A 20216-nucleotide genomic window follows, 5' to 3' on the forward strand; every position below is an offset into this window, starting at 1 on the left:
TTGGCTTTTTTTATGCCAATGAATTGCAGGTAGGTTGTGTGACTTGGGTTTGGTATTGTAATGGCCATGCAGTATAATGCTTGCTTTGAAATTTGACCTCGGGACACGCATGAAAGATTCACGCATGACAGATTCATGGGATGGGTTGGAAACCCTGATTTACACAAAGACAGCCACTACTGCCACCGTGTCGTTCAATCGACCTGATAAACTCAATGCATTCAATGATCAAATGCATGATGAGTTGTTTGTGGTTTTGAATGACATTGTCAACACCAAAGATTTACGCTGTGTCTTACTGACGGGCGAGGGCAGGGGCTTTTGTGCAGGACAAGATTTAGGCACAAGAGAGCCGGGTGAATCTTTTGATTTGGGTGACAAATTAGAAAATGGTTACAATAAAAATTTGCGCATTCTGAAAACCATCCAAGCACCGATAGTTTGTGCTGTTAATGGTGTGGCCGCAGGAGCCGGTGCTAACATTGCTTTGAATTGTGATGTTGTTGTGGCGAAACAATCGGCCAAGTTTATACAAGCTTTTTCTTCCATTGGTTTGATTCCAGATTGTAACGGCACATGGATTTTGCCTAAATTGGTCGGTTTGGCACGGGCCAAAGCCATCACCATGTTGGGCACTCCTGTGAAAGCGGATCAAGCAGAAGCATGGGGGATGATTTACCAAAGTATAGCCGATGAAAACTTTGATGCCGAAGTGGCCACATTGGTCGCTACTTTAGAACAACGTCCAACACGCGCTTTGTCGTTCATAAAAAACATTATGGATGAATCATACGGTAATGATTATGGTGTGCACTTGGATAGAGAGCGCGATGTGCAACGCGTTTGTGGCTTGAGCCATGACTTTGGTGAAGGTGTATCTGCTTTTATGGAAAAGCGCAAACCTGAATTCAAAGGCCACTAATGCAAGCTCAAGCTATAGACCAGATTAATAAAGTCGCTGTTATTGGTGCAGGCACCATGGGCATTGGCATTTGTGAAGTGGCTGCGGTGCATGAACAAGACGTTTTGTTGTTTGATGTCAACCAAACGGCGGCTGAAAAAGCAATCGAGAACATGTCGGCTCGCATGGACAAGCGGGTGGCCAGAGGTAAGATAACAGCAGAATTCAAAGCCGAAGTGATGGGTCGAATCAGTGTTGCCAGCGAATTGGCTGACTTGGCTGAATCTGACCTTGTTGTTGAAGCCATCATTGAAAATTTGAAAATAAAACAAGATTTATTTCAGCAGCTTGAAGCTGTTTGTTCAATTGAATGCTTGTTGGCTTCCAATACGTCATCCATTTCTATCACGGCCATAGCTGCGGGTATGAAAACGCCTGAACGTTTGTTTGGTCTGCACTTTTTTAATCCTGCACCTGTGATGAAATTGGTCGAAGTGATTTCTGGCTTATTGACAGATAAAACGCATTTACAAACGGGCAAAGCGCTGTGTGAGTTTTGGGGCAAAATTCCAGTCATCGCCAGTTCATCACCTGGTTTTATTGTCAATCGAGTGGCACGATCATTTTATGGCGAGCCACTGAAAATGTTCCAAGAGCAATTGGCCAGTGTTGAAGTCATGGATGCTGTGATGACACAAGCGGCTGGTTTTCGTATGGGTCCATTCACTTTAATGGATTTGATTGGTATCGACATCAATTACAGTGTCAGCCAAACGGTTTACCAAGCCATGTACAACGACCCCAGATTCAGGCCGTCATTGATCCAGTCAGAAATGGTCAATGCGGGGACTTTAGGCCGAAAGTCGGGTCGCGGTTTTTATGATTATGCCGAAGATGCCGAGTCTACAGCGGTCATGTTTGAACCCAAAGAACAAGCCCCTGATGTGTTGGTACTACCTGAAGAACTGGGTGTTTTGTCCACATTATTTGTGGATGTAGGTAAGTTGAACAGCGAGTTACTTTCAGGTGATGTCTTACAAGTAGATAGTTGTGAAATTCAAGTGACTGAAGGCATGCAAGCCTCACAAGTGGCAGAATATAATCAAGCCAGTTCTGATGCCAAGGACGGTAAAGGAATGTCAGTGGCATTGATCGATTTGTCGTTTGATTATGCCAAAGCCACGGTAATCAATTTAAGTTTCAGTGACAACTGTCCAGAAGTGACTAAAAGAAAAGTCATTGGCTTGTTTCAAGCCTTGGGCAAAGATGTGTTGGTCACAGATGACCAGCCGGGTATGATTGCCATGCGGACCATCGCGATGCTGATCAATGAAGCTGCTGATGCCGTTTTCAATGGTGTCTGTTCAGCCGAGGATGTTGATTTGGCGATGCGTTATGGGGTGAATTATCCTAAAGGTTTGTTGGCTTTTGCAGAAATCATGGGGTGGCAATTTATCGACAATGCTTTGACTTATTTACAAATGTGGTTCGGCGATGACCGATACCGTGTATCACCCTACATACAAAACAAAGCGCAGCAAGAAAGAAGAGAAGTATTATGAGAGAGGTATTTATTTGTGATGGTGTGAGAACGCCGATTGGTCGATACGGTGGTTCTTTGTCAACCATCAGACCGGATGACATGTTGGCCCATGTGATCAGCAGTTTGTTACACAGAAATGCAGGACTGCAGCATGATGACATTGATGACGTGATAGCCGGATGTGCTAATCAATCAGGTGAAGACAACAGAAATATTGCCAAAATGTCTGCTTTGTTAGCAGGATTGCCGACCAATGTCGCTGGCATGACCATTAACCGCTTGTGTGCATCAGGCTTAGATGCCGTGGCAACAGCGGCACGAACGATTGCGTTCGGTGATGCTGAATTGATCATTGCTGGAGGTGTAGAGTCTATGTCTCGTGCGCCTTTTGTTATGCCTAAGGCAACGTCAGGATTTTCGCGCAATGCAGAAATTTTTGATACCACCATGGGGTGGCGATTTATTAACAAAAAGCTACAAAAACGATACGGTACAGAGTCTATGCCTGAAACGGGTGAAAATGTGGCTGAGAAATTCAAAGTATCTCGTGAAGATCAAGATTTATTTGCTTACCGTTCTCAAGTGAAAACAGCCCAGGCACAAGCCGAAGGTGTTTTTGCTGAAGAAATTGTGCCGGTTAACATCCCGCAGCGTAAAAAAGATGATCTGGTTTTTGATCAAGATGAGCATCCAAGGGCTGGGACCCAGCTAGAAAAATTAGCACAATTACCGACACCGTTCAGAACAGACGGAACAGTCACTGCAGGCAATGCCTCAGGCATCAATGACGGCGCATGTGCCTTGATTGTCGCTTCAAAAGAAGCAGTAGAAAAACACGGCTTAACACCATTGGCCAAGTTTGTCGGTGCCAATGTGGCAGGCGTTGATCCTGATGTGATGGGGATTGGTCCTGTACCCGCGACACAACAATTATTAGAACGTTACAAAGTGTCGGTTGATGATTTGGATGTGATTGAATTGAATGAAGCTTTTGCTTCACAAGCGTTGGCTGTGACTCGCATGTTAGGCATAGCTGATGATGATCCGCGGGTTAACCCAAATGGTGGTGCCATTTCGTTAGGGCATCCGCTGGGCATGTCTGGTGCACGTTTGGTTTTGACTTCTATCAAACAATTACAGCGCCAGAATGGTAAAATGGCTTTGTGCACCATGTGTATCGGCGTGGGGCAGGGCATGGCACTATTACTGGAGAGGGTATAATGTATTCACAAGGTTTAACTGATGCCGAAGGCGTCGAAGAATCACAAGAGTTGTTGGACGAGTTTCAGCGTAAAATTGATGCGGAACAAAAAATAGAACCGCGTGACTGGATGCCAGCCGCGTATCGAAAAACATTGATTCGTCAAATGTCTCAACACGCACACTCTGAATTGGTGGGTCAATTACCTGAAGGCAATTGGATCACACGCGCACCGACATTGAACCGAAAAATGATTTTGCTGGCCAAAGTGCAGGATGAGGCCGGACATGGTTTGTATATCTATTCAGCCACAGAAACTTTGGGTGTTGATCGTGATCAATTGACCGAAGAGCTTTTGACTGGAAAAGCCAAGTATTCAAGTATTTTTAATTACCCAACGCCATGCTGGGCAGACATGGGTGCGATTGGTTGGTTGGTCGATGGTGCAGCCATCATGAATCAAGTGCCATTGTGTCGCGCTTCATACGGTCCGTATGCACGTTCCATGGTGCGCATCTGTAAGGAAGAAAGTTTCCACCAACGCCAAGGTTATGAAATCATGACGGTTTTGGCGCGTGGTACAAAAGAACAAAAAGCGATGGCCCAAAGGGCATTGAATCGTGTTTGGTGGCCTTCTTTGATGATGTTCGGCCCAAGCGACAAAGATTCAACCCATTCTGCACAATCGATGAAGTGGAAAATCAAACGATTTTCAAATGATGATTTGCGCCAAAAATTCATCGACGCCACGGTGCCACAAGCTGAGCATTTGGGTTTGACTATTCCCGATCCTGATTTGAAATGGAATGAGGAAAAGCAATGTTACGATCACGGTGAAATCAATTTCAAAGAATTATTTGATGTCATCAAAGGCAATGGCCCTTGTAACAGAGAGCGTATGGCCGCTCGCATCAAAGCCGAACAAGAAGGGGCTTGGGTTCGTGATGCCGCAGAAGTTTACCAAGCAAAAATTGAAGCACAAAATACTGACGAGGAAGCAGCCTGATGTCTACCAAATTATATGAAGTTTTTATTCGCGCCAAAGCCGGTCTAAACCACCGTCATGTGGGCTCTTTACATGCCTCTGATGAAAAAATGGCGTTGTTGAATGCCCGTGATGTTTACACGCGCCGCAAAGAAGGCGTCAGTATTTGGGTGGTTGAGGCTAAAAACATTGCATCCTCAAATCCAGAGCAAGAACATGAATGGTTTGATCCAGCGGAAGATAAAGTTTATCGTCATCCAACCTTTTATCCTTTGGACAAAGAAGTGGAAAACATGTGATGGACGGCAAAAACATAAACAATCATTTATACAGTTACTTGATCCGTTTGGCGGACACCTCTTTGACCATGGGTCAACGTTTGGCTGAGTGGTGTGGTCATGGCCCTTATTTAGAGGAAGACGTGGCCTTGACCAATGTGTCACTGGATACCATTGGTCATGCCAATTTGTTTTATCAATTGGCAGCTGATGTGAAAGGCGATGGCAAAACAGTTGATGACCTCGCGTTTTTGCGTGATGTACATGAATACAGAAACCCGATTCTGACCGAATTACCAAGGGGTGACTTCGGCTACACAATGATGAAACAGTATTTTATCGATGTATTCAATTTGTTGTTGTACAAAGAATTGGCTCACAGCACTTACCAACCATTGGCGGATGTGGCTAAAAAAGCTTTAATCGAAGTGCAATACCATCATGAGCGCAGCCATGAATGGTTGTTGCGATTGAGTTTAAGCACCGAGGAGGCCAAAGCTAAGATGCAGTCGGCATTGGATCAACTGTGGTTCTATACGCCAGAATTGTTTGAAATAAATGAAGCAATAGATGAATTAATTCAGCAAAACGTTGCCGCCGACCTGGCCGAAGTGAAAAGTATCTGGCAAATGATGGTTGAATCACATTTGTCACAATGTGAGTTAAAACTGCCTGAATCTGGTTGGGTTGCCACCGGTGGTCTTGAAGGTGAGCATTCAGAACATTTGGGTTATATGTTGGCGGAAATGCAGTTTTTACAACGTGCATACCCTGGATGTGAATGGTAATGTCTGCCATAGATGACGCTGAAGCAGCTGATAATGGCCGCGTTTCTGTGAGAGAAATTGAAGCTTGGTTAGAGGCGGTTAAGGATCCTGAAATTCCAGTCATCAGTATCAAGGCACTTGGCATTTATCAAGATGTTGTATGGCAGGGTGATTCTTTGCATGTCAATATCATACCCACATATTCAGGTTGTCCGGCGATGCATGCGATCAAACAAGACATTGTGACCTTGTTAAAACAAAAAGGCATCGATGATGTACAAGTGCACGTCAATAATTCACCGATCTGGAGTACCGATATGATCAGTGAAGCAGGGCGTGAACAAATGCGCGCCTTTGGTATTGCGCCACCCAAAACAGCGACACAACAGGACATTGCTTGCCCTTTGTGTCAATCAAAAAACACCCTGCTCATCAGTCAGTTCGGCTCAACTTCATGTAAAGCGTTGTACCGATGTAAAGACTGTTTAGAGCCTTTCGATTATTTTAAATGTTATGCACCAATTTCATGATTTAACCATTACAGCGATTCAACAAGAACCCAATGCGGTTGTTTGGACCTTAGAAATACCAGAAAAGCTGTTTGATCAGTTTGAATATTTGCCGGGACAACACCTGACATTTAAATACATGCATGAGGGAGAGGAATTAAGGCGCAGTTATTCAATTTGCTCTTCATCGTTAAATCCTGCTGAAATGAAGGTGTTGATCAAGGGTGTGGATGGTGGTCGTTTTTCTCAAGCGGCACAATCTGTGTTCAATGTAGGTGATACGGTATCTGTGATGCCACCATCTGGACATTTTGCCATTTCACCTGAAGAAGAAAAGACTTATGTGGCTTTTGCTGCTGGTTCTGGAATCACGCCTGTGATGGGTATGGTTCATGCCGTGCTGGAACAAACGGAATCATCTCAATTTGTTTTGTTTTATGGCAATTCAACTTCTGGAGATATTTTGTTACAACAAGAAATATCCCACTTGAAAGACCATTACCAAGAACGTTTTAGCGTCCATTATTTCTTGTCGCGTCAAAAAGTAGATGTGCCGTTCAATCATGGTCGCCTTGACCAAGGTAAAGTGGCCTATATCAAAGATCACTTTTTGAACCAATTAACTGTTGATGGTTATTATGTTTGTGGCCCCGGTGAAATGATAGATTCAGTTTGCCGCTCACTGGAATTGCTGGGTGTGCCTCAAGAGCAAATCCACAACGAGCGATTCTTATCTGATGGGCAAGAAATATCAGCTTCTGAGAAAATCATCAAAGAAGATGCCGGTATCACCGTGACTGTTGATGGTGCCAATCACCAATTCGACATCAAAGCTGGTGAATCTGCTACCTTATTAGAGTCGGCAGAACAGGCTGGCGTGGACTTGCCTTATTCCTGTAAAGCGGGCGTTTGTGCCACCTGTCGATGTAAGTTGATTGAAGGTGAAGTTGAAATGATCAACAACTATTCTTTAGAAGAATGGGAAACCAAAGACGGCTATATATTGAGCTGTCAATCAGTAGCCCGTTCCAGTAAAATCCACATCTCTTTCGACGAGTGATCGTATAATAAACCAAGCGAGCCATAAAACGAGCCAATAAGTGAGAATGTAACATGTCTAAAATATCTAACTATTCAGAAATCGGAAAGCTGAACACGGTCATCATTCATGAGCCGGGCCCAGAAATGGAAAACATGACGCCAGAAACAGCGGAAGAGGTCTTATATGATGACATTTTGACATTGGATTTGGCGCTCAAAGAGCACAGGCAGTTGTCTGGTGTTTTGAATAAAGTGGCTGACAATGTGCTTGAGTTTTCAGGACTGTTAACTGATGTCCTGAAAGATGAGAGGGTTAAATTAGACGTACTCCAAGACGTTTGCGGCTTGTATGGGCACAATGAATTGGTAGATGACTTGATGTCATTACCCGCTGATGTTTTGTCACGTCAGTTTTTTGAAGGTACTTTGTTAGACAAAAATACTTTAGAGCGTTACCTGAGCCCTTCACGTCATGCCATTCCACCATTACCCAATGCGTTTTTTACACGTGACGCGGTGATGTGTGTGTATGACAAAGCGGTGATTGGGTCTATGGCGCATCGCGTTAGGTTAACTGAAGCGTTGTTGCTCAAAGCCATGTTCAACAACCATGAAAAACTGTCTGGACAAGGATTTCATTTTGATGGTACAAAGAGAAAATCTGAAGAAGTGACCATCGAAGGTGGTGATTTGTTGGTGATACGCGATGATTTATTGGTGATTGGTTTTTCTGAAAGAACTTCTGCCAGAGCGATTGACCGTATTGTGACTACGATGTCTCAAGACATGGAGAAACTCGACGTGGTCGTGGTTGATTTGCCTAAAATCCGTGCAACCATTCACTTGGACATGATATTCACCATGTTGGATACCGACACGGTGATGAATTTTGCCCCATTGATTACTGGTGCGGGTAAATGTAAAGCATTTCACATGCATTGCAGCAAAGGAAAAATCACAAAAATTGATGAATACTCAGGTTTGCCTAAAGCCTTGCGCCAATTTGGTTTGGATTTAAATTACGTCAGTTGCGGCGGCGACAATGCCTTCGCACAAGAAAGAGAGCAGTGGACCAGTGGTGCCAATTTCTTTACTTTTGCGCCCGGTCACATCATCGGCTATAAGCACAACCACAACACCATGGAAGCACTGAACCAAGCCGGCTTCGAAATCATCGATGCCAAAGACATCATCGCCGGCAATGTGATGCCACAAGCCGGCAAAAAAGCCGCCGTAGCCATGGACGGTTCTGAATTGTCACGCGGTGGCGGCGGTTGTCGTTGTATGACCATGCCGATTCACCGAGAAGCGGTTAATTGGTGATTTACAGAAATAAATAAAACGTATTTTATAGTGACTGAAGCTCCAGAAGAGTTGGCTTTTTTAGAAAAAGGCTTTTTCCCATTTAACATAGAGTTAAATGATGGTGGAATAATATCTTATAAGAAGCCTTATTCAAGTGGCCGACAGTTAAATATAATAATAGAAGTATCAGGAATGCAATCAAATGTGACTGTTGAAATTAAAGATGGTCAGTCTATTTTGGCTTCTATTTCAAACGATGAAGTTGATTCTATTGCTTTTCAAACCTGGGGTGATGAGCAGGTGATTAGAATTTATTTAAGTGATTCTAACCAGGATTTTCTTGTGTACCATAATCCTGAACCAAGGATCTTTTTTGGTGAGTTGCCTTGATTATCATTGTTGAAATAATTAAAAAATGAATGAAAAGATAAAAGTAGAGTTAGAGCTCACTATGGACGAACCAAACTCAATTGATTTTAATGATACATTCGAAGGGTTGAATGACAATGAATGGTATAAATTTGAAGTTAATGGTTATGGGGGGGGTAAAACTTCAAGCAAATAAAGAAGGTTTCGAGCATTTGGCACGATATTTTTTGAAACTTGCTCGTACAGGAAAAAATGACCAATTTCACTCTCATCATTCATTGGAGTACGGAAATGAAAGCTTTGGTGAGCCAGAGTTGACGGTAATATTGCAATCTGTAGAACCTAAAGACTGATGTTTAGAAAGCTTCCTAAAACATGGTTTTGTTACGAGTATTGATTTTTTTGATCATAAGCTTGCAAACGTTTTATCAATATACCAAAACAACAAATCACCTATCCAACAACCGCAATTTCTAAGCTGAGTTTAACAAGTAAAGCTGTTATAATGGCATGCTTTTTTAATTGACTGAATTGATGGCTGAAAATCAAACAGATAAATGGTTAGTCACAGGTGGTGCGGGCTTTATTGGTGGTAACTTCGTTTTGCGCCAAGTATTGAAAAACAAGCGTGCGGTTGTGAATTTAGACAAACTCAGTTATGCCGGCAATTTAGACACTTTGGCTGAGGTGATGGATCATCCAAACCATAAATTTGTCCAAGGCGACATTGGCGATGCTGATTTGGTTAAAAAACTACTCAATGATGAACAACCGGATGTGGTGGTTCATTTTGCCGCTGAATCGCATGTCGATCGTTCGATAGAAGGGCCGGGTGAATTCATTCAAACCAATATCGTCGGTACTTTTCAGTTATTACAGCAGGTCTTGGCCTACTATCAGTCTTTGACTGGTGAGAAGAAAGCGCAGTTTCGTTTTCTTCATGTTTCTACCGATGAAGTGTATGGTTCTTTGGGTGAGACGGGTTTGTTCACTGAAACCACCGCTTATCAGCCTAATTCTCCTTATTCTGCTTCAAAAGCAGCATCTGATCATTTGGTTCGTGCTTACCACCACACCTATGGATTGCCTGTACTAACCACCAATTGTTCGAATAACTACGGCCCGTTTCAATTTCCAGAAAAGTTAATTCCCTTGATGATAGATAAAGCTTTGAATGGCGAGGCTTTGCCCATTTATGGTGACGGTAAAAATGTCCGTGATTGGTTGTATGTTGAAGACCATTGTCGCGCCATTGAAACCGTGATTGCCAAAGGACGATTGGGTGAAGTGTATAATGTGGGTGGTAATGAAGAGCGCCAAAACATTGAAATCGTTGATATTTTGTGTGACTTGTTGGATCAGTTAAAGCCACTTGATATTGACAGGAAGTCACTGAAAACTTTTGTCAAAGACCGACCGGGTCATGACCAACGTTATGCCATTGATGCCTCAAAATTAGCCAATGAACTGGGCTGGACGCCACAAGAAACTTTTGAAACCGGTATCAATAAAACCATTCAGTGGTATCTTAACAACCAAGCTTGGTGTGATCGTGTTAAAGACGGCAGTTACCAGGGACAAAGACTGGGTCAGTCTTCATAAAAATGGAAACAATCATGAAACAAAGAAAAGGCATTATTTTGGCAGGTGGTTCAGGTACTCGCTTGTATCCTTTGACACATTCAGTGAGTAAACAGTTATTGCCTGTTTACGACAAACCGATGATTTATTACCCATTAAGTACTTTGATGGAAGCCGGTATTCGTGATGTGTTGATTATCAACACACCGCATGAACAGGCTTTGTTTCAACAGTTGTTAGGTGACGGTTCTCAATGGGGTATGAATTTACAGTATGCGGTTCAGCCTGACCCAGGTGGTTTGGCGCAAGCTTATTTGATCGGCGAATCATTTGTTGATGGCCATGATTCATGTTTGATTCTGGGAGACAATATTTTTCACGGCGCGGGCATGCGCCATTTAATGGCCAATGCCAGTGACCGCACTGAAGGTGCAACAGTCTTTGGCTACCGAGTCCATGATCCAGAGCGCTATGGTGTGGCGGCATTTGATGAAGCAGGTAATGTGATTGATTTAGAAGAAAAACCTGAAAATCCACGTTCCAATTATGCCGTTACGGGCTTGTATTTTTACGATGGCCAAGCTGTGGATATTGCCAAGTCATTGAAACCTTCGCATCGCGGTGAATTGGAAATCACCGATTTGAATAAAGTCTATTTAGAACAGCAGGCTTTGAAAGTGGAATTAATGGGCCGGGGTTATGCTTGGCTAGATACAGGAACGCACGATTCATTGGCTGAAGCGACTAATTTTATTTCGACGATTGAAAAGCGTCAGGGCATGAAAATCGCCTGTCCTGAGGAGATTGCTTATAACCACCGTTGGATTGATGCCGAACAGGTGTTGAAGTTGGCACAACCCATTCTTAAAAATGGTTATGGCCAGTATCTGGCTTCACTGGTACAGGGCAGTTAATGAAAGTCACAGAATCTAAACTTCAAGGTGTAAAAACCATAGAGCCTCAAGTATTTGGTGACGCTCGAGGTTACTTTATGGAGTCTTGGCAGCAAGACCGATATAAAGAAGCAGGAATTAAAGAAACTTTTATTCAGAGTAATGTGTCAAAGTCGTCTCGTGGTGTTTTGCGTGGGCTGCATTTTCAAAACCCAAACCCACAAGGCAAGTTGGTTTATGTACTGTCAGGTGAGGTGTATGATGTGGCAGTAGATATCCGCGTTGGTTCACCTACATTTGGACAACATGAGGGCATAGTTTTGAGTGAAAACAATCACAAGCAATTTTATGTGCCTGAAGGCTTTGCTCATGGTTTTTGTGTGCTGTCTGAAACAGCCACATTTGCTTACATGTGTACTAATTACTACGACCCAAGTGCTGAAGCTTCATTGTTATGGAATGATGATGACTTGGCTATTGACTGGCCAATTGATTCACCCAGTTTGTCAGATAAAGATAACAAGGCCCTGAAATTAAAAGATTTTAATAGAAGTAAATTGCCAATTTATAAATGAAGATATTACTCACAGGTGCGGATGGACAAGTAGGCTATGAATTGTGGCGAGCATTGCAATTCAACCGTGAAGTGATTCCTACGACTTCAGACGGTCGAGACGTGGATGGTATGACCACCATCAAGCTGGATTTAAGTGATTCTGCTGATTTAGAAAAGAAATTAGAAAACATCAATGCCGACGTAATTTGTAATGCGGCGGCTTACACACAAGTCGATCAAGCAGAAACTGATAAAGAATTGGCTTTTACCGTTAATTCAGTTGCCGCTGAAATTATGGCCAAATATGCCAAAGCAGAACGCGCATTAATGGTCCATTATTCAACAGATTATGTGTTTTCAGGAGAAGGAAAGATTCCCTGGAGAGAAGCTGATAACACCGGTCCGAAAGGTGTATATGGTGAAAGTAAATTAGCAGGTGAGCAAGCAATTATTGCTTCAGGTTGTGAGCACATGATGTTCAGAACAGCTTGGGTATTCGCAGAAAGAAAACAAAATTTTTTACAAACCATGTTGCGATTAGCCAAAACGAAAGACGAACTGTCTGTCGTTAATGACCAAACCGGATGTCCTACTTGGGCTAATACCATTGCTTTGGGAACCATGTTAGCTTTGAATCAACCCGAAACAGGCATATATCATTTAACCAGTAATGGCTCTACCACTTGGGCAGGGTTTGCCCGTAGGATTTTTTCACATGCGCAACGGTTAGGGCTTTTAGAAAATAAACCAGAAGTAAAGGGTATCACTACCGAAGAATACCCAACAGCGGCCACTCGGCCCAAAAATTCAGTATTGGATTGTCAAAAATTTGAAGGGACATTTAACGTGAAATTACCCCATTGGCAAACCGCTTTACAACTATGTATGCAAAGGATGAAACCATGAAAATTATTCCAGTGATTCTATCAGGTGGTGCAGGCACCCGCTTGTGGCCTGTTTCTAGAAAAGCTTACCCAAAACCATTTATGCAATTGGCCGATGGTAATACTTTGGCGGGCTTGACATTTGATCGCGCACTGGACATAGCCAGTGATGGCGCGGTTATGACGGTCACTTCTCGAGATTATTACTTTTTATGTAAAGATATTTATAAAAAGCACAAAGGTTGTGATTTAGATAAACAAACATTTTTACTCGAACCCATGGGGCGTAACACAGCACCAGCCATCGCTTTGGCTGCTTTGCAAGTCAAGAAACAATATGGTGGTGATGCGATTATGGTTGTTATGCCTTCAGATCATTTGATCAAAGACAAAGCAGCTTTTAAGCAAGCAGTACACCAAGCTGCAGAACTGGCTTCGCAAGGTTATTTGACGACTTTTGGCATTTTTCCAACCCAGCCAGAAACGGGATATGGTTACATCAAAGCAGGTGAGGGGATTGCAAACAGTAGCGCCGCAGTAGTAGAAAAATTTGTTGAAAAACCCAGTTTGACAGTAGCCAAAAGTTACCTGGCTTCGGGTGAGTACAGCTGGAATTCAGGGATGTTTTGTTTTACCGCTGATGCATTGATTGCGGCCATGGATAACACAGCCCAAGAAGTGATGGAAAAATCACAAGATTGTTTTAATAAAACGGACACTACAGGTCAACAAATTGAATTTGATGCACAATTGTTTGGCGGATTGCCTGATATTTCAATCGATTATGCAGTTATGGAGCATGCAGACAAGCGAGCTGTGGTCGATTCTCGATTTGATTGGAATGACATTGGTTCTTGGAATGCGATGTCTACATTGTCTGAAAGTGACGAACACGGCAACAGGGTAGAAGGCAAAGCAATTACCATTGATTCAAACAATTGTTACATACGTTCTGGTGATCGTTTGGTGGCGACAGTGGGTGTGGATGACTTGATGGTTGTGGACACACAGGATGCCGTTTTGATTGCACACAAAGACAAGTCACAAGGCGTGAAAGATGTGGTGCAGTTTTTAAAATCTAAAGGACACGAAGCAGCGGTATTTCATAAAACGGTACATCGACCTTGGGGTAGTTTTACCATTTTAGAAGATGAAGACGATTGTAAAGTTAAGCGCTTGGTGGTTAAACCAGGACAGGTATTGTCATTACAATTACATCACCGCAGAAGCGAACACTGGACAGTGGTTTCAGGTACGGCTAAAGTCAGGGTAGGGGATGACGAATTTTTATTGGAAGAAAATAAATCGGTTTATATTCCTGTTGAAACCTTGCATCGCTTAGAGAATCCAACCGATACTGACATTGCTTTGATTGAAGTGCAATGCGGTGATTACTTTGGTGAAGATGACATCGAACGTTTTGAAGATATTTACGGACGAATGGATGATAAACAAAACGCAAGATAATTCAGAGTCACTAGACACTAAACGCTTGGCATCTATGTTAACGGTGGCAAAGCGGGCGGCTAAGGCGGCAGAACAGGTGATTAAAAAATATTACTTGGCTGAAGAACAAGGCTTGGAAATCAAATCGGATGCCACACCAGTGACGCTTGCAGATAAGGAGTGTGAGCGGGTGATACGTTCAGTCATAGAGCAGTCATTTCCAGAGCATGGTATTTTTGGAGAAGAATTGGGCCGCAGTGACAATGAAGATTCAGACTTTTTGTGGTTGATAGACCCGATAGATGGTACCAAAAGTTTTGTTAGGGGTTATGGCTTCTTTTCAACTCAAATAGCATTGATGTATCAAGGTGAGTTGGTTTTAGGTGTGTCTAATGCACCTATATATGGAGAAATGGCCTGGGCATATCAAGGAGGCGGGGCTTTTTTGAACAACAAACCCATCAAAGTAAACAATAGTTTCGAAGCCCATTCAGCTTGTATATCATCTGGTAATATACACACCTTAGTTAAAGATAAATGGCAACAGTTTGGTCAACTTTTGTTAAAATTCGGCAAAACACGTGGTTATGGTGACTTTTGCCATTATCATTTATTGGCATCAGGGAAAATAGATTTGGTTGTGGAATCGGATGTCAATATTTTAGACATAGCGGCTTTGACAGTGATTGTCAGGGAGGCAGGGGGTGTCATGACAGATATTAATGGGCATGACATCAATTTGGACACAAGGAACATTCTGGCCGGTGGCCAAAAAGCATACGCATTAGGACTAGAAACTTTACATGAATGAATTATTAAGAAGTGTTGAGGGCATTGCTGTAACTGCAGGAAATGCCATCATGGAAATATATAAATCAGGTGATTTTGGTGTGGATCATAAATCTGATGACTCCCCTTTAACCAAAGCAGATTTGGCCGCACATGAAGTGATTGTGGCTGGGTTGAAAACACTTACGCCAGATGTACCGGTGCTGTCAGAGGAATCTGCTGAAATTCCATTTGATGAAAGAAAAGCTTGGAAAAAGTACTGGTTGGTCGACCCATTGGATGGGACCAAAGAGTTTATCAAGCAAAACGGTGAATTTACGGTTAATATTGCATTGATTGAAAATGGTAAGTCGGTCCTGTCAGTGGTGTATGTCCCAGTGCAAGAAATCAGTTACTCTGCAGCAGTGGGTGTGGGTGTGTTTAAACGTGTGGACGGTAAAAAGCATTCTATTTCTGTGATGAAAAATTCACGTTTTAAGCCCACGATCGTTGGCAGCCGTTCTCATGTCAGTGATGAAATGAAGGCTTATCTTGATCGTGTTGGTCAACATGAAATCGTCAGCATGGGCAGCTCTTTGAAATTTTGTTTGGTGGCAGAAGGAAAAGCTGATTTGTACCCAAGACTGGGTTTGACTTCAGAGTGGGACACCGCAGCTGCTCAATGCATTGTTGAGCAAGCAGGTGGTCATGTGGTTACTTTAGATGGTGAGCCTTTGCTTTATAACACCAAAGATTCTTTATTAAACCCACATTTTATGGTGTACGGAGACACCAGTAAAAAGTGGGCTGAAATTTAATCCATTTCATACAATAATTATTATTGGCGTGACTTCAAGTTTTTGATGTCGCGCCTTTGTTTTTTGGTGGGGCGAGAATCTGGTTTGGGTGTGGATTGATATTCCATACGGCTGATGGCGATTGAAGCCTCACGTTCTTTGATGCTTTCCTCAGTTTCTTGATATAAAGTCACAGCAATTTTAGCGCCAACACGCTTCTCTGCAAGCCCTAACACCTTAACCTCCCAGGTAAAATCGAGCTTTTTTATGGTCAGCATGTCATCAACAGCCACATTTCTTGAAGGCTTGCATTTTTGCCCGTTGATGCGAACCTTGCCTTGTTCAACATGTTTTTTAGCGATTGAACGCGTTTTGTAAAATCGAGCGGCCCACAACCACTTGTCTATTCTAATCATTTTTGCTTAGATTCATCACAAACGATTTTTAATAGTATATGATAATACTTTTTAAATAAAGTGGTTTAATAGTATGAAAAAAATTGTTTTTTTAATGTTAATTTTAAATTGTGGGTTGGTTTTTTCTGAGTCTCCAAATATTGAAAGAAAAGTTTGGAAAGAAGTAGAAAAAACATCAAAAGTTGTAATTAAAAATATGATTGGAGATGTTCGAGTAAGAAGCACAAAAATAGAAGATGAATTTGAAATTATCGCTGTAGAGCAGCACAACGAAAAAGAAGGAGTGTTGGTTGTAGAAACCGACACAAAAGATGGTGTGTTTTATATCAGTGTGGCCAGAAAAAACAAAGAAAAAAAAGAAGTGGCTCTAAGAATGGATGATCAAGCGAGGATTGACTTAACAGTATTTGTTCCTAAGGGCAATGACATTGATGTTGAAACATTTGATGGTCTCATAGAGGCTAAAGGATTAATAGACCCATTAACTGCTACAACACAAGAAGGAAATATTAAGATGTTGAAAAATAAAAACAGTTTAAATGTTTTCAGTTATTCAGGTGATGTTGAAGCTAACGTCTTTCCCAACTCAACTAAAAATGACCAGTCTTTTAAAACAGGGACTGGCCAGGTATCTGTTATTGTTGGAGATAAGCAGAATCTCGACTTCACGATCACAACATCTGGTCGAATAACCACTGATTTTGGATTAACTATCAATAAAGATTTTACAAAAGAACCAAATAAAGTGGCATATGGGAAAGTAAACGAAGGAGGCTCTAAAATTGAAATGGAAAGTATCAGAGGAAATGTTACATTTTTGAGTTATCAAGAAAAAGCGCAATAATAAATTGCAGTTCTAAGAATTTTATTTAGAATGAATAGTTAGATATTAACAAAAGTTAATATCTCTTTTACTTTTAATGAAGATATCCATAAAAAAATATAACTTTAATTACAAACTAAAAAGTAAAAACATCTTTAAAACTATTAAAAAGAGGAAAAATAATGAAAATATGTAAACCCTTGGTGTTAGCAACCAGTTTGATGGTTGCTGCAACACCAATGGCTGGTGCAGCAGAAACCAAAGAGGCCAAAACATGGTCAGAATCAGTCAACGTTAAAACGATAGGCGGCCCTGTTACACCAGTTAAAATTAATGTAGATTTGAGGGATTTGCCAGCACCTGAAAGGTGGTATAAAGGTAAGCCAATCAAGGAAGTACCTAGAAGGTATTACCCTGCTTATAAACCCGCAGAAGGTCAAGAGCGTTTTTACAGCCAAGATCCTTTGGTCGATATGCAGTCAAATGCAGCGACTCAGAACCATCGTGCTTTTGGAACACCAGTTATTAACCAGGATGGTTTGGATTTTTCTTCAGTCAATCCGCCGGATCCTGTATTAGATGTTGGTAAAACATACGCCATTCAATCAATCAATGGCAGTGGCGGTACTGAAGTTTCAGTATTGCTTAAGTCGGATGGTACAGAGGTGGCAAACTTTATCATGGACAGTTTGGCACCTAACGGTGACCCTTGTGCTGGAGGTGATGGTGATCCTATCATTTTGTACGATCAAGTAGCTGAAAGGTGGTTTTTACAAGAGTTTGACACAGGCACCAATGCCTTATGTTTTTATATTTCTCAAACTGATGACCCGGTATCTGGCGGTTGGAACTTTTACTCGTTCCAAGATGTGGCATTCCCAGACTACCCTCATTTCGGTATTTGGCCAGATGCTTATTATGGAACAGCCAACCAAAACTCATCGGTTTATGCTTTTGACCGTGTGAATATGCTTGCTGGTAACACGGCAAGGGCAGCTTTGGTTTATAACTTGTCTAGCTTAGACGGTTATGGTTTCCAATTGGCTACACCTGCTGACTGGGATGGTTTAGAACTGCCACCAGCTGGTGCACCAGGGATTATCATGAGACACATTGATGATGAGGCACACTCTAACCAAGAGTGTGACGCACAAGGTGATCCTGATACAGATTGTCTACAAATGTATGAGTTTACAGTAGATTTTGATACCCCAGCTAATGCCAGTTTGACTTTAGCTGATACCATCAATATCACTGACTTTAACTCATACTTATTGGATTACACGACTTTTGCTACAGTGCCACAACCTGGTAGTGGCAGCAGATTAGATGCCATACGTGAAGTGATTTTGAACAGATTACAGTACAGAAATTTTGGCACCCATGAAGTGTTGGTTGGATTAATTCCAACCAATATTGACCCTGCAACAAGTGGAAGCACTGTTCAAGCTGGGTTGCGTTGGTTTGAATTAAGAAGAACCGGTGGCTTAAATGGTAGTTGGACTGTATTCCAAGAAGGTACATATGCGGACTCATCAGCAGTCACTGAAAATCGTTTAGTAGGGTCTATTTCTATGGATTTGTCAGGTAATATGGCGATGGCATACACCAAAACTGATACAGATTCAAATAATCCATTGTCAGCATCTATCGCCTATACAGGTCGATTGAGTTCAGATCCATTGAATGTTATGACTCAAAATGAAGTCATTCTTAATCCTGGCTCTGGTGCTAATACATCTGGACGCTGGGGAGATTATGCGGCCATGGGTGTTGACCCTATTGATGAATGTACATTCTGGTTTACTGGAGAGTATCAAGTGGGCACTCAGTGGGCAACAAGAATTGGTGCCTTTGCTTTTGAGCAATGTGGTTGTGAGTTGACTTTAGATGTTTTAGTTGCTGATGCAAATGCTGTGTCCGACAATACCATTCAGGTTTCTTGGAATGACTCATCTGAAGCGACAATTTCTGAATATCGTGTTTTCAGATCGACCACACCAGGTGGGTCTTATGAATTAATTGCAACTGTTAATGATACCAGTCCAGGTAATGGAAGTGGTGCGGCTTATACATATGATGACACTACAGTTTCAGGTGGAACAACTTATTATTATATCGTCAGATCATCTGATGGTGGATCTTGTAGTTCTGATCCTTCAAATGAAGTGAGCGCTACAGCTACGGGTGTTTGTACTTTAGAACCACAGTTTTCAGGTGTTTCATCAGCGACAAATGCTTCAGAGATGATGTGTCAAATAGATGTGGCTTGGAATGCTGCAACCTCTCAATGCCAAAATGGTTCAATAGAATATGATGTATTTAGAAGTGACACATCAGGCTTTACACCTGGTCCTGGTAATTTAATCGCCACAGGTCTTACTGGCACTTCATTGAGCGATAACAGTATGGATTTGATGGACCGTACCAATGCATACTATATTGTAAGGGCATTGGATGTCAGTAATGGCATGTCTGAAAATAATACCACTGAAGCTATGGGAAGCCCGACTGGTCCTGTTCAAGCTGGAAATAACATTGATGACAATGTTGACTCTTATGCGGATATAGCAGCAGCAATCGCTGCTGGATGGTCTACAGCAGCTATCGCAGGATCAGATGACTGGAGTGTGGTTTCAGGTGATGACAACACAACTGGATCAGCTTCATCATTTGTTTCTACTGATATAGGATCGGTTTCAGATAAGTACTTAGCTACTGAAGAGTTTGTTCCAGCAAACGATACATCATTAAGTTTTTATCATAAGTATGAGTTTGAATCTGGCTTTGATGGTGCGGTTCTAGAAATTACGGTTGATGGAGGTGCGAACTGGAGTGACTTGTCTTCACAGTTTACTCAAGGATCATATGATCAAGCATTGAGTACCTCTTGGGGGCATCCATTTGGAGGAAGACAAGCTTGGACTGGCGACCAAACAACATTTACCCAAGTGACAGTAGATTTGTCATCATTCGCGGGTAACTCTGTTAAAGTTAGGTGGAGATTAGGAACCGATGTATCTATTGGTGCTGGTGATTGGTTGATAGATGATATCAGTGTTAACAACATTGGTGTCGCAGGTGTTTGTGGCATTGATGATGATCTGATATTCATGAATGGTTTTGAGCAAGTGGCTCCATAAACCCATATTG

The 20216-nt window shown here is 42.1% G+C and carries 21 protein-coding genes; 20 read left to right on the plus strand and 1 reads right to left on the minus strand.

Annotated features, from left to right (window positions below; all coding sequences use genetic code 11):
- Nucleotides 1–76: 76 nt before the first annotated feature.
- From FET73_RS14290 to cysQ, 18 genes are all read left to right on the plus strand, one after another.
- Nucleotides 77–922 (plus strand): enoyl-CoA hydratase-related protein, encoded by an 846-nt coding sequence (locus FET73_RS14290; RefSeq protein ID WP_343032294.1) that lies wholly within the window; start codon nucleotides 77–79, stop codon nucleotides 920–922.
- Nucleotides 922–2463 (plus strand): 3-hydroxyacyl-CoA dehydrogenase, encoded by a 1542-nt coding sequence (locus tag FET73_RS14295; protein WP_154224647.1) that lies wholly within the window; start codon nucleotides 922–924, stop codon nucleotides 2461–2463. Before FET73_RS14290 ends, FET73_RS14295 begins: the two co-directional genes overlap by 1 nt.
- The gene (gene pcaF / locus FET73_RS14300) at nucleotides 2460–3665 is read left to right on the plus strand and encodes a 3-oxoadipyl-CoA thiolase (RefSeq protein WP_154224648.1); all 1206 of its coding nucleotides are present in this window, start codon (nucleotides 2460–2462) and stop codon (nucleotides 3663–3665) included. Before FET73_RS14295 ends, pcaF begins: the two co-directional genes overlap by 4 nt.
- Nucleotides 3665–4651 (plus strand): 1,2-phenylacetyl-CoA epoxidase subunit PaaA, encoded by a 987-nt coding sequence (gene paaA / locus FET73_RS14305; RefSeq protein ID WP_154224649.1) that lies wholly within the window; start codon nucleotides 3665–3667, stop codon nucleotides 4649–4651. The genes pcaF and paaA overlap by 1 nt, the downstream gene beginning before the upstream one ends.
- On the plus strand, nucleotides 4651–4929 hold the full coding sequence (paaB, locus tag FET73_RS14310; protein ID WP_154224650.1) for a 1,2-phenylacetyl-CoA epoxidase subunit PaaB: 279 nt from the start codon (nucleotides 4651–4653) through the stop codon (nucleotides 4927–4929). Before paaA ends, paaB begins: the two co-directional genes overlap by 1 nt.
- Nucleotides 4929–5696 (plus strand): 1,2-phenylacetyl-CoA epoxidase subunit PaaC, encoded by a 768-nt coding sequence (gene paaC / locus FET73_RS14315; RefSeq protein ID WP_154224651.1) that lies wholly within the window; start codon nucleotides 4929–4931, stop codon nucleotides 5694–5696. The genes paaB and paaC overlap by 1 nt, the downstream gene beginning before the upstream one ends.
- A complete protein-coding gene (gene paaD / locus FET73_RS14320; protein ID WP_154224652.1) occupies nucleotides 5696–6205 on the plus strand; it encodes a 1,2-phenylacetyl-CoA epoxidase subunit PaaD in 510 nt (169 codons plus the stop codon). Before paaC ends, paaD begins: the two co-directional genes overlap by 1 nt.
- Entirely contained in the window at nucleotides 6189–7244 is a 1056-nt protein-coding gene (locus FET73_RS14325) for a 2Fe-2S iron-sulfur cluster-binding protein (RefSeq protein ID WP_154224653.1), read from the plus strand. Before paaD ends, FET73_RS14325 begins: the two co-directional genes overlap by 17 nt.
- Before the next feature lie 53 nt (nucleotides 7245–7297).
- Nucleotides 7298–8548 carry an arginine deiminase gene (locus tag FET73_RS14330; protein WP_154224654.1) on the plus strand — a complete coding sequence of 417 codons (1251 nt, stop codon included), beginning with the start codon at nucleotides 7298–7300 and terminating at the stop codon, nucleotides 8546–8548.
- Between the two features lie 30 nt (nucleotides 8549–8578).
- Entirely contained in the window at nucleotides 8579–8920 is a 342-nt protein-coding gene (locus FET73_RS14335; protein ID WP_154224655.1) for a hypothetical protein, read from the plus strand.
- Nucleotides 8921–9036: 116 nt separating this feature from the next.
- On the plus strand, nucleotides 9037–9252 hold the full coding sequence (locus FET73_RS14340) for a hypothetical protein (protein ID WP_218944357.1): 216 nt from the start codon (nucleotides 9037–9039) through the stop codon (nucleotides 9250–9252).
- 181 nt (nucleotides 9253–9433) lie between these two features.
- A complete protein-coding gene (gene rfbB / locus FET73_RS14345) occupies nucleotides 9434–10501 on the plus strand; it encodes a dTDP-glucose 4,6-dehydratase (RefSeq protein ID WP_154224656.1) in 1068 nt (355 codons plus the stop codon).
- 14 nt (nucleotides 10502–10515) lie between these two features.
- Nucleotides 10516–11394 (plus strand): glucose-1-phosphate thymidylyltransferase RfbA, encoded by an 879-nt coding sequence (rfbA, locus tag FET73_RS14350; protein ID WP_154224657.1) that lies wholly within the window; start codon nucleotides 10516–10518, stop codon nucleotides 11392–11394.
- A complete protein-coding gene (gene rfbC, locus FET73_RS14355; RefSeq protein WP_154224658.1) occupies nucleotides 11394–11948 on the plus strand; it encodes a dTDP-4-dehydrorhamnose 3,5-epimerase in 555 nt (184 codons plus the stop codon). Before rfbA ends, rfbC begins: the two co-directional genes overlap by 1 nt.
- Entirely contained in the window at nucleotides 11945–12835 is an 891-nt protein-coding gene (gene rfbD, locus FET73_RS14360; RefSeq protein WP_154224659.1) for a dTDP-4-dehydrorhamnose reductase, read from the plus strand. Before rfbC ends, rfbD begins: the two co-directional genes overlap by 4 nt.
- Nucleotides 12832–14280, plus strand: coding sequence for a mannose-1-phosphate guanylyltransferase/mannose-6-phosphate isomerase (locus FET73_RS14365; RefSeq protein ID WP_154224660.1), 1449 nt, complete (start codon nucleotides 12832–12834; stop codon nucleotides 14278–14280). Before rfbD ends, FET73_RS14365 begins: the two co-directional genes overlap by 4 nt.
- Entirely contained in the window at nucleotides 14258–15070 is an 813-nt protein-coding gene (locus tag FET73_RS14370; RefSeq protein WP_218944358.1) for an inositol monophosphatase family protein, read from the plus strand. The genes FET73_RS14365 and FET73_RS14370 overlap by 23 nt, the downstream gene beginning before the upstream one ends.
- A complete protein-coding gene (cysQ, locus tag FET73_RS14375; RefSeq protein WP_154224661.1) occupies nucleotides 15063–15845 on the plus strand; it encodes a 3'(2'),5'-bisphosphate nucleotidase CysQ in 783 nt (260 codons plus the stop codon). The genes FET73_RS14370 and cysQ overlap by 8 nt, the downstream gene beginning before the upstream one ends.
- 20 nt (nucleotides 15846–15865) lie before the next feature.
- Here the strand turns inward: cysQ and FET73_RS14380 are convergent, their stop codons facing one another.
- A complete protein-coding gene (locus tag FET73_RS14380; protein ID WP_154224662.1) occupies nucleotides 15866–16240 on the minus strand; it encodes an RNA-binding S4 domain-containing protein in 375 nt (124 codons plus the stop codon).
- Between the two features lie 73 nt (nucleotides 16241–16313).
- Here FET73_RS14380 and FET73_RS14385 point away from each other — a divergent pair, with 73 nt between their 5' ends.
- Together FET73_RS14385 and FET73_RS14390 are read left to right on the plus strand one after the other, a co-directional pair.
- Complete coding sequence (locus FET73_RS14385; protein ID WP_154224663.1) at nucleotides 16314–17084, plus strand: DUF4097 family beta strand repeat-containing protein; 771 nt, start codon at nucleotides 16314–16316, stop codon at nucleotides 17082–17084.
- Between the two features lie 161 nt (nucleotides 17085–17245).
- Complete coding sequence (locus FET73_RS14390; protein WP_154224664.1) at nucleotides 17246–20206, plus strand: fibronectin type III domain-containing protein; 2961 nt, start codon at nucleotides 17246–17248, stop codon at nucleotides 20204–20206.
- The last annotated feature ends 10 nt before the right edge of the window (nucleotides 20207–20216 follow it).

The organism is Marinicella rhabdoformis (assembly GCF_009671245.1).
GTDB lineage: Bacteria > Pseudomonadota > Gammaproteobacteria > Xanthomonadales > Marinicellaceae > Marinicella > Marinicella rhabdoformis.

Bases quoted from the DNA above. Each gene is read 5' to 3' on its own strand.
- rfbC (WP_154224658.1), top strand. From the start codon at position 11,394: ATGAAAGTCACAGAATCTAAACTTCAAGGTGTAAAAACCATAGAGCCT.
- rfbA (WP_154224657.1), top strand. From the start codon at position 10,516: ATGAAACAAAGAAAAGGCATTATTTTGGCAGGTGGTTCAGGTACTCGC.
- paaC (WP_154224651.1), top strand. From the start codon at position 4,929: ATGGACGGCAAAAACATAAACAATCATTTATACAGTTACTTGATCCGT.
- FET73_RS14330 (WP_154224654.1), top strand. From the start codon at position 7,298: ATGTCTAAAATATCTAACTATTCAGAAATCGGAAAGCTGAACACGGTC.
- FET73_RS14370 (WP_218944358.1), top strand. From the start codon at position 14,258: ATGATAAACAAAACGCAAGATAATTCAGAGTCACTAGACACTAAACGC.
- FET73_RS14390 (WP_154224664.1), top strand. From the start codon at position 17,246: ATGAAAATATGTAAACCCTTGGTGTTAGCAACCAGTTTGATGGTTGCT.
- pcaF (WP_154224648.1), top strand. From the start codon at position 2,460: ATGAGAGAGGTATTTATTTGTGATGGTGTGAGAACGCCGATTGGTCGA.
- FET73_RS14385 (WP_154224663.1), top strand. From the start codon at position 16,314: ATGAAAAAAATTGTTTTTTTAATGTTAATTTTAAATTGTGGGTTGGTT.
- FET73_RS14380 (WP_154224662.1), bottom strand. From the start codon at position 16,240: ATGATTAGAATAGACAAGTGGTTGTGGGCCGCTCGATTTTACAAAACG.
- paaB (WP_154224650.1), top strand. From the start codon at position 4,651: ATGTCTACCAAATTATATGAAGTTTTTATTCGCGCCAAAGCCGGTCTA.
- rfbB (WP_154224656.1), top strand. From the start codon at position 9,434: ATGGCTGAAAATCAAACAGATAAATGGTTAGTCACAGGTGGTGCGGGC.
- FET73_RS14295 (WP_154224647.1), top strand. From the start codon at position 922: ATGCAAGCTCAAGCTATAGACCAGATTAATAAAGTCGCTGTTATTGGT.
- FET73_RS14325 (WP_154224653.1), top strand. From the start codon at position 6,189: ATGCACCAATTTCATGATTTAACCATTACAGCGATTCAACAAGAACCC.
- FET73_RS14340 (WP_218944357.1), top strand. From the start codon at position 9,037: ATGAATGGTATAAATTTGAAGTTAATGGTTATGGGGGGGGTAAAACTT.
- paaD (WP_154224652.1), top strand. From the start codon at position 5,696: ATGTCTGCCATAGATGACGCTGAAGCAGCTGATAATGGCCGCGTTTCT.
- cysQ (WP_154224661.1), top strand. From the start codon at position 15,063: ATGAATGAATTATTAAGAAGTGTTGAGGGCATTGCTGTAACTGCAGGA.
- FET73_RS14365 (WP_154224660.1), top strand. From the start codon at position 12,832: ATGAAAATTATTCCAGTGATTCTATCAGGTGGTGCAGGCACCCGCTTG.
- rfbD (WP_154224659.1), top strand. From the start codon at position 11,945: ATGAAGATATTACTCACAGGTGCGGATGGACAAGTAGGCTATGAATTG.
- FET73_RS14290 (WP_343032294.1), top strand. From the start codon at position 77: ATGCTTGCTTTGAAATTTGACCTCGGGACACGCATGAAAGATTCACGC.
- paaA (WP_154224649.1), top strand. From the start codon at position 3,665: ATGTATTCACAAGGTTTAACTGATGCCGAAGGCGTCGAAGAATCACAA.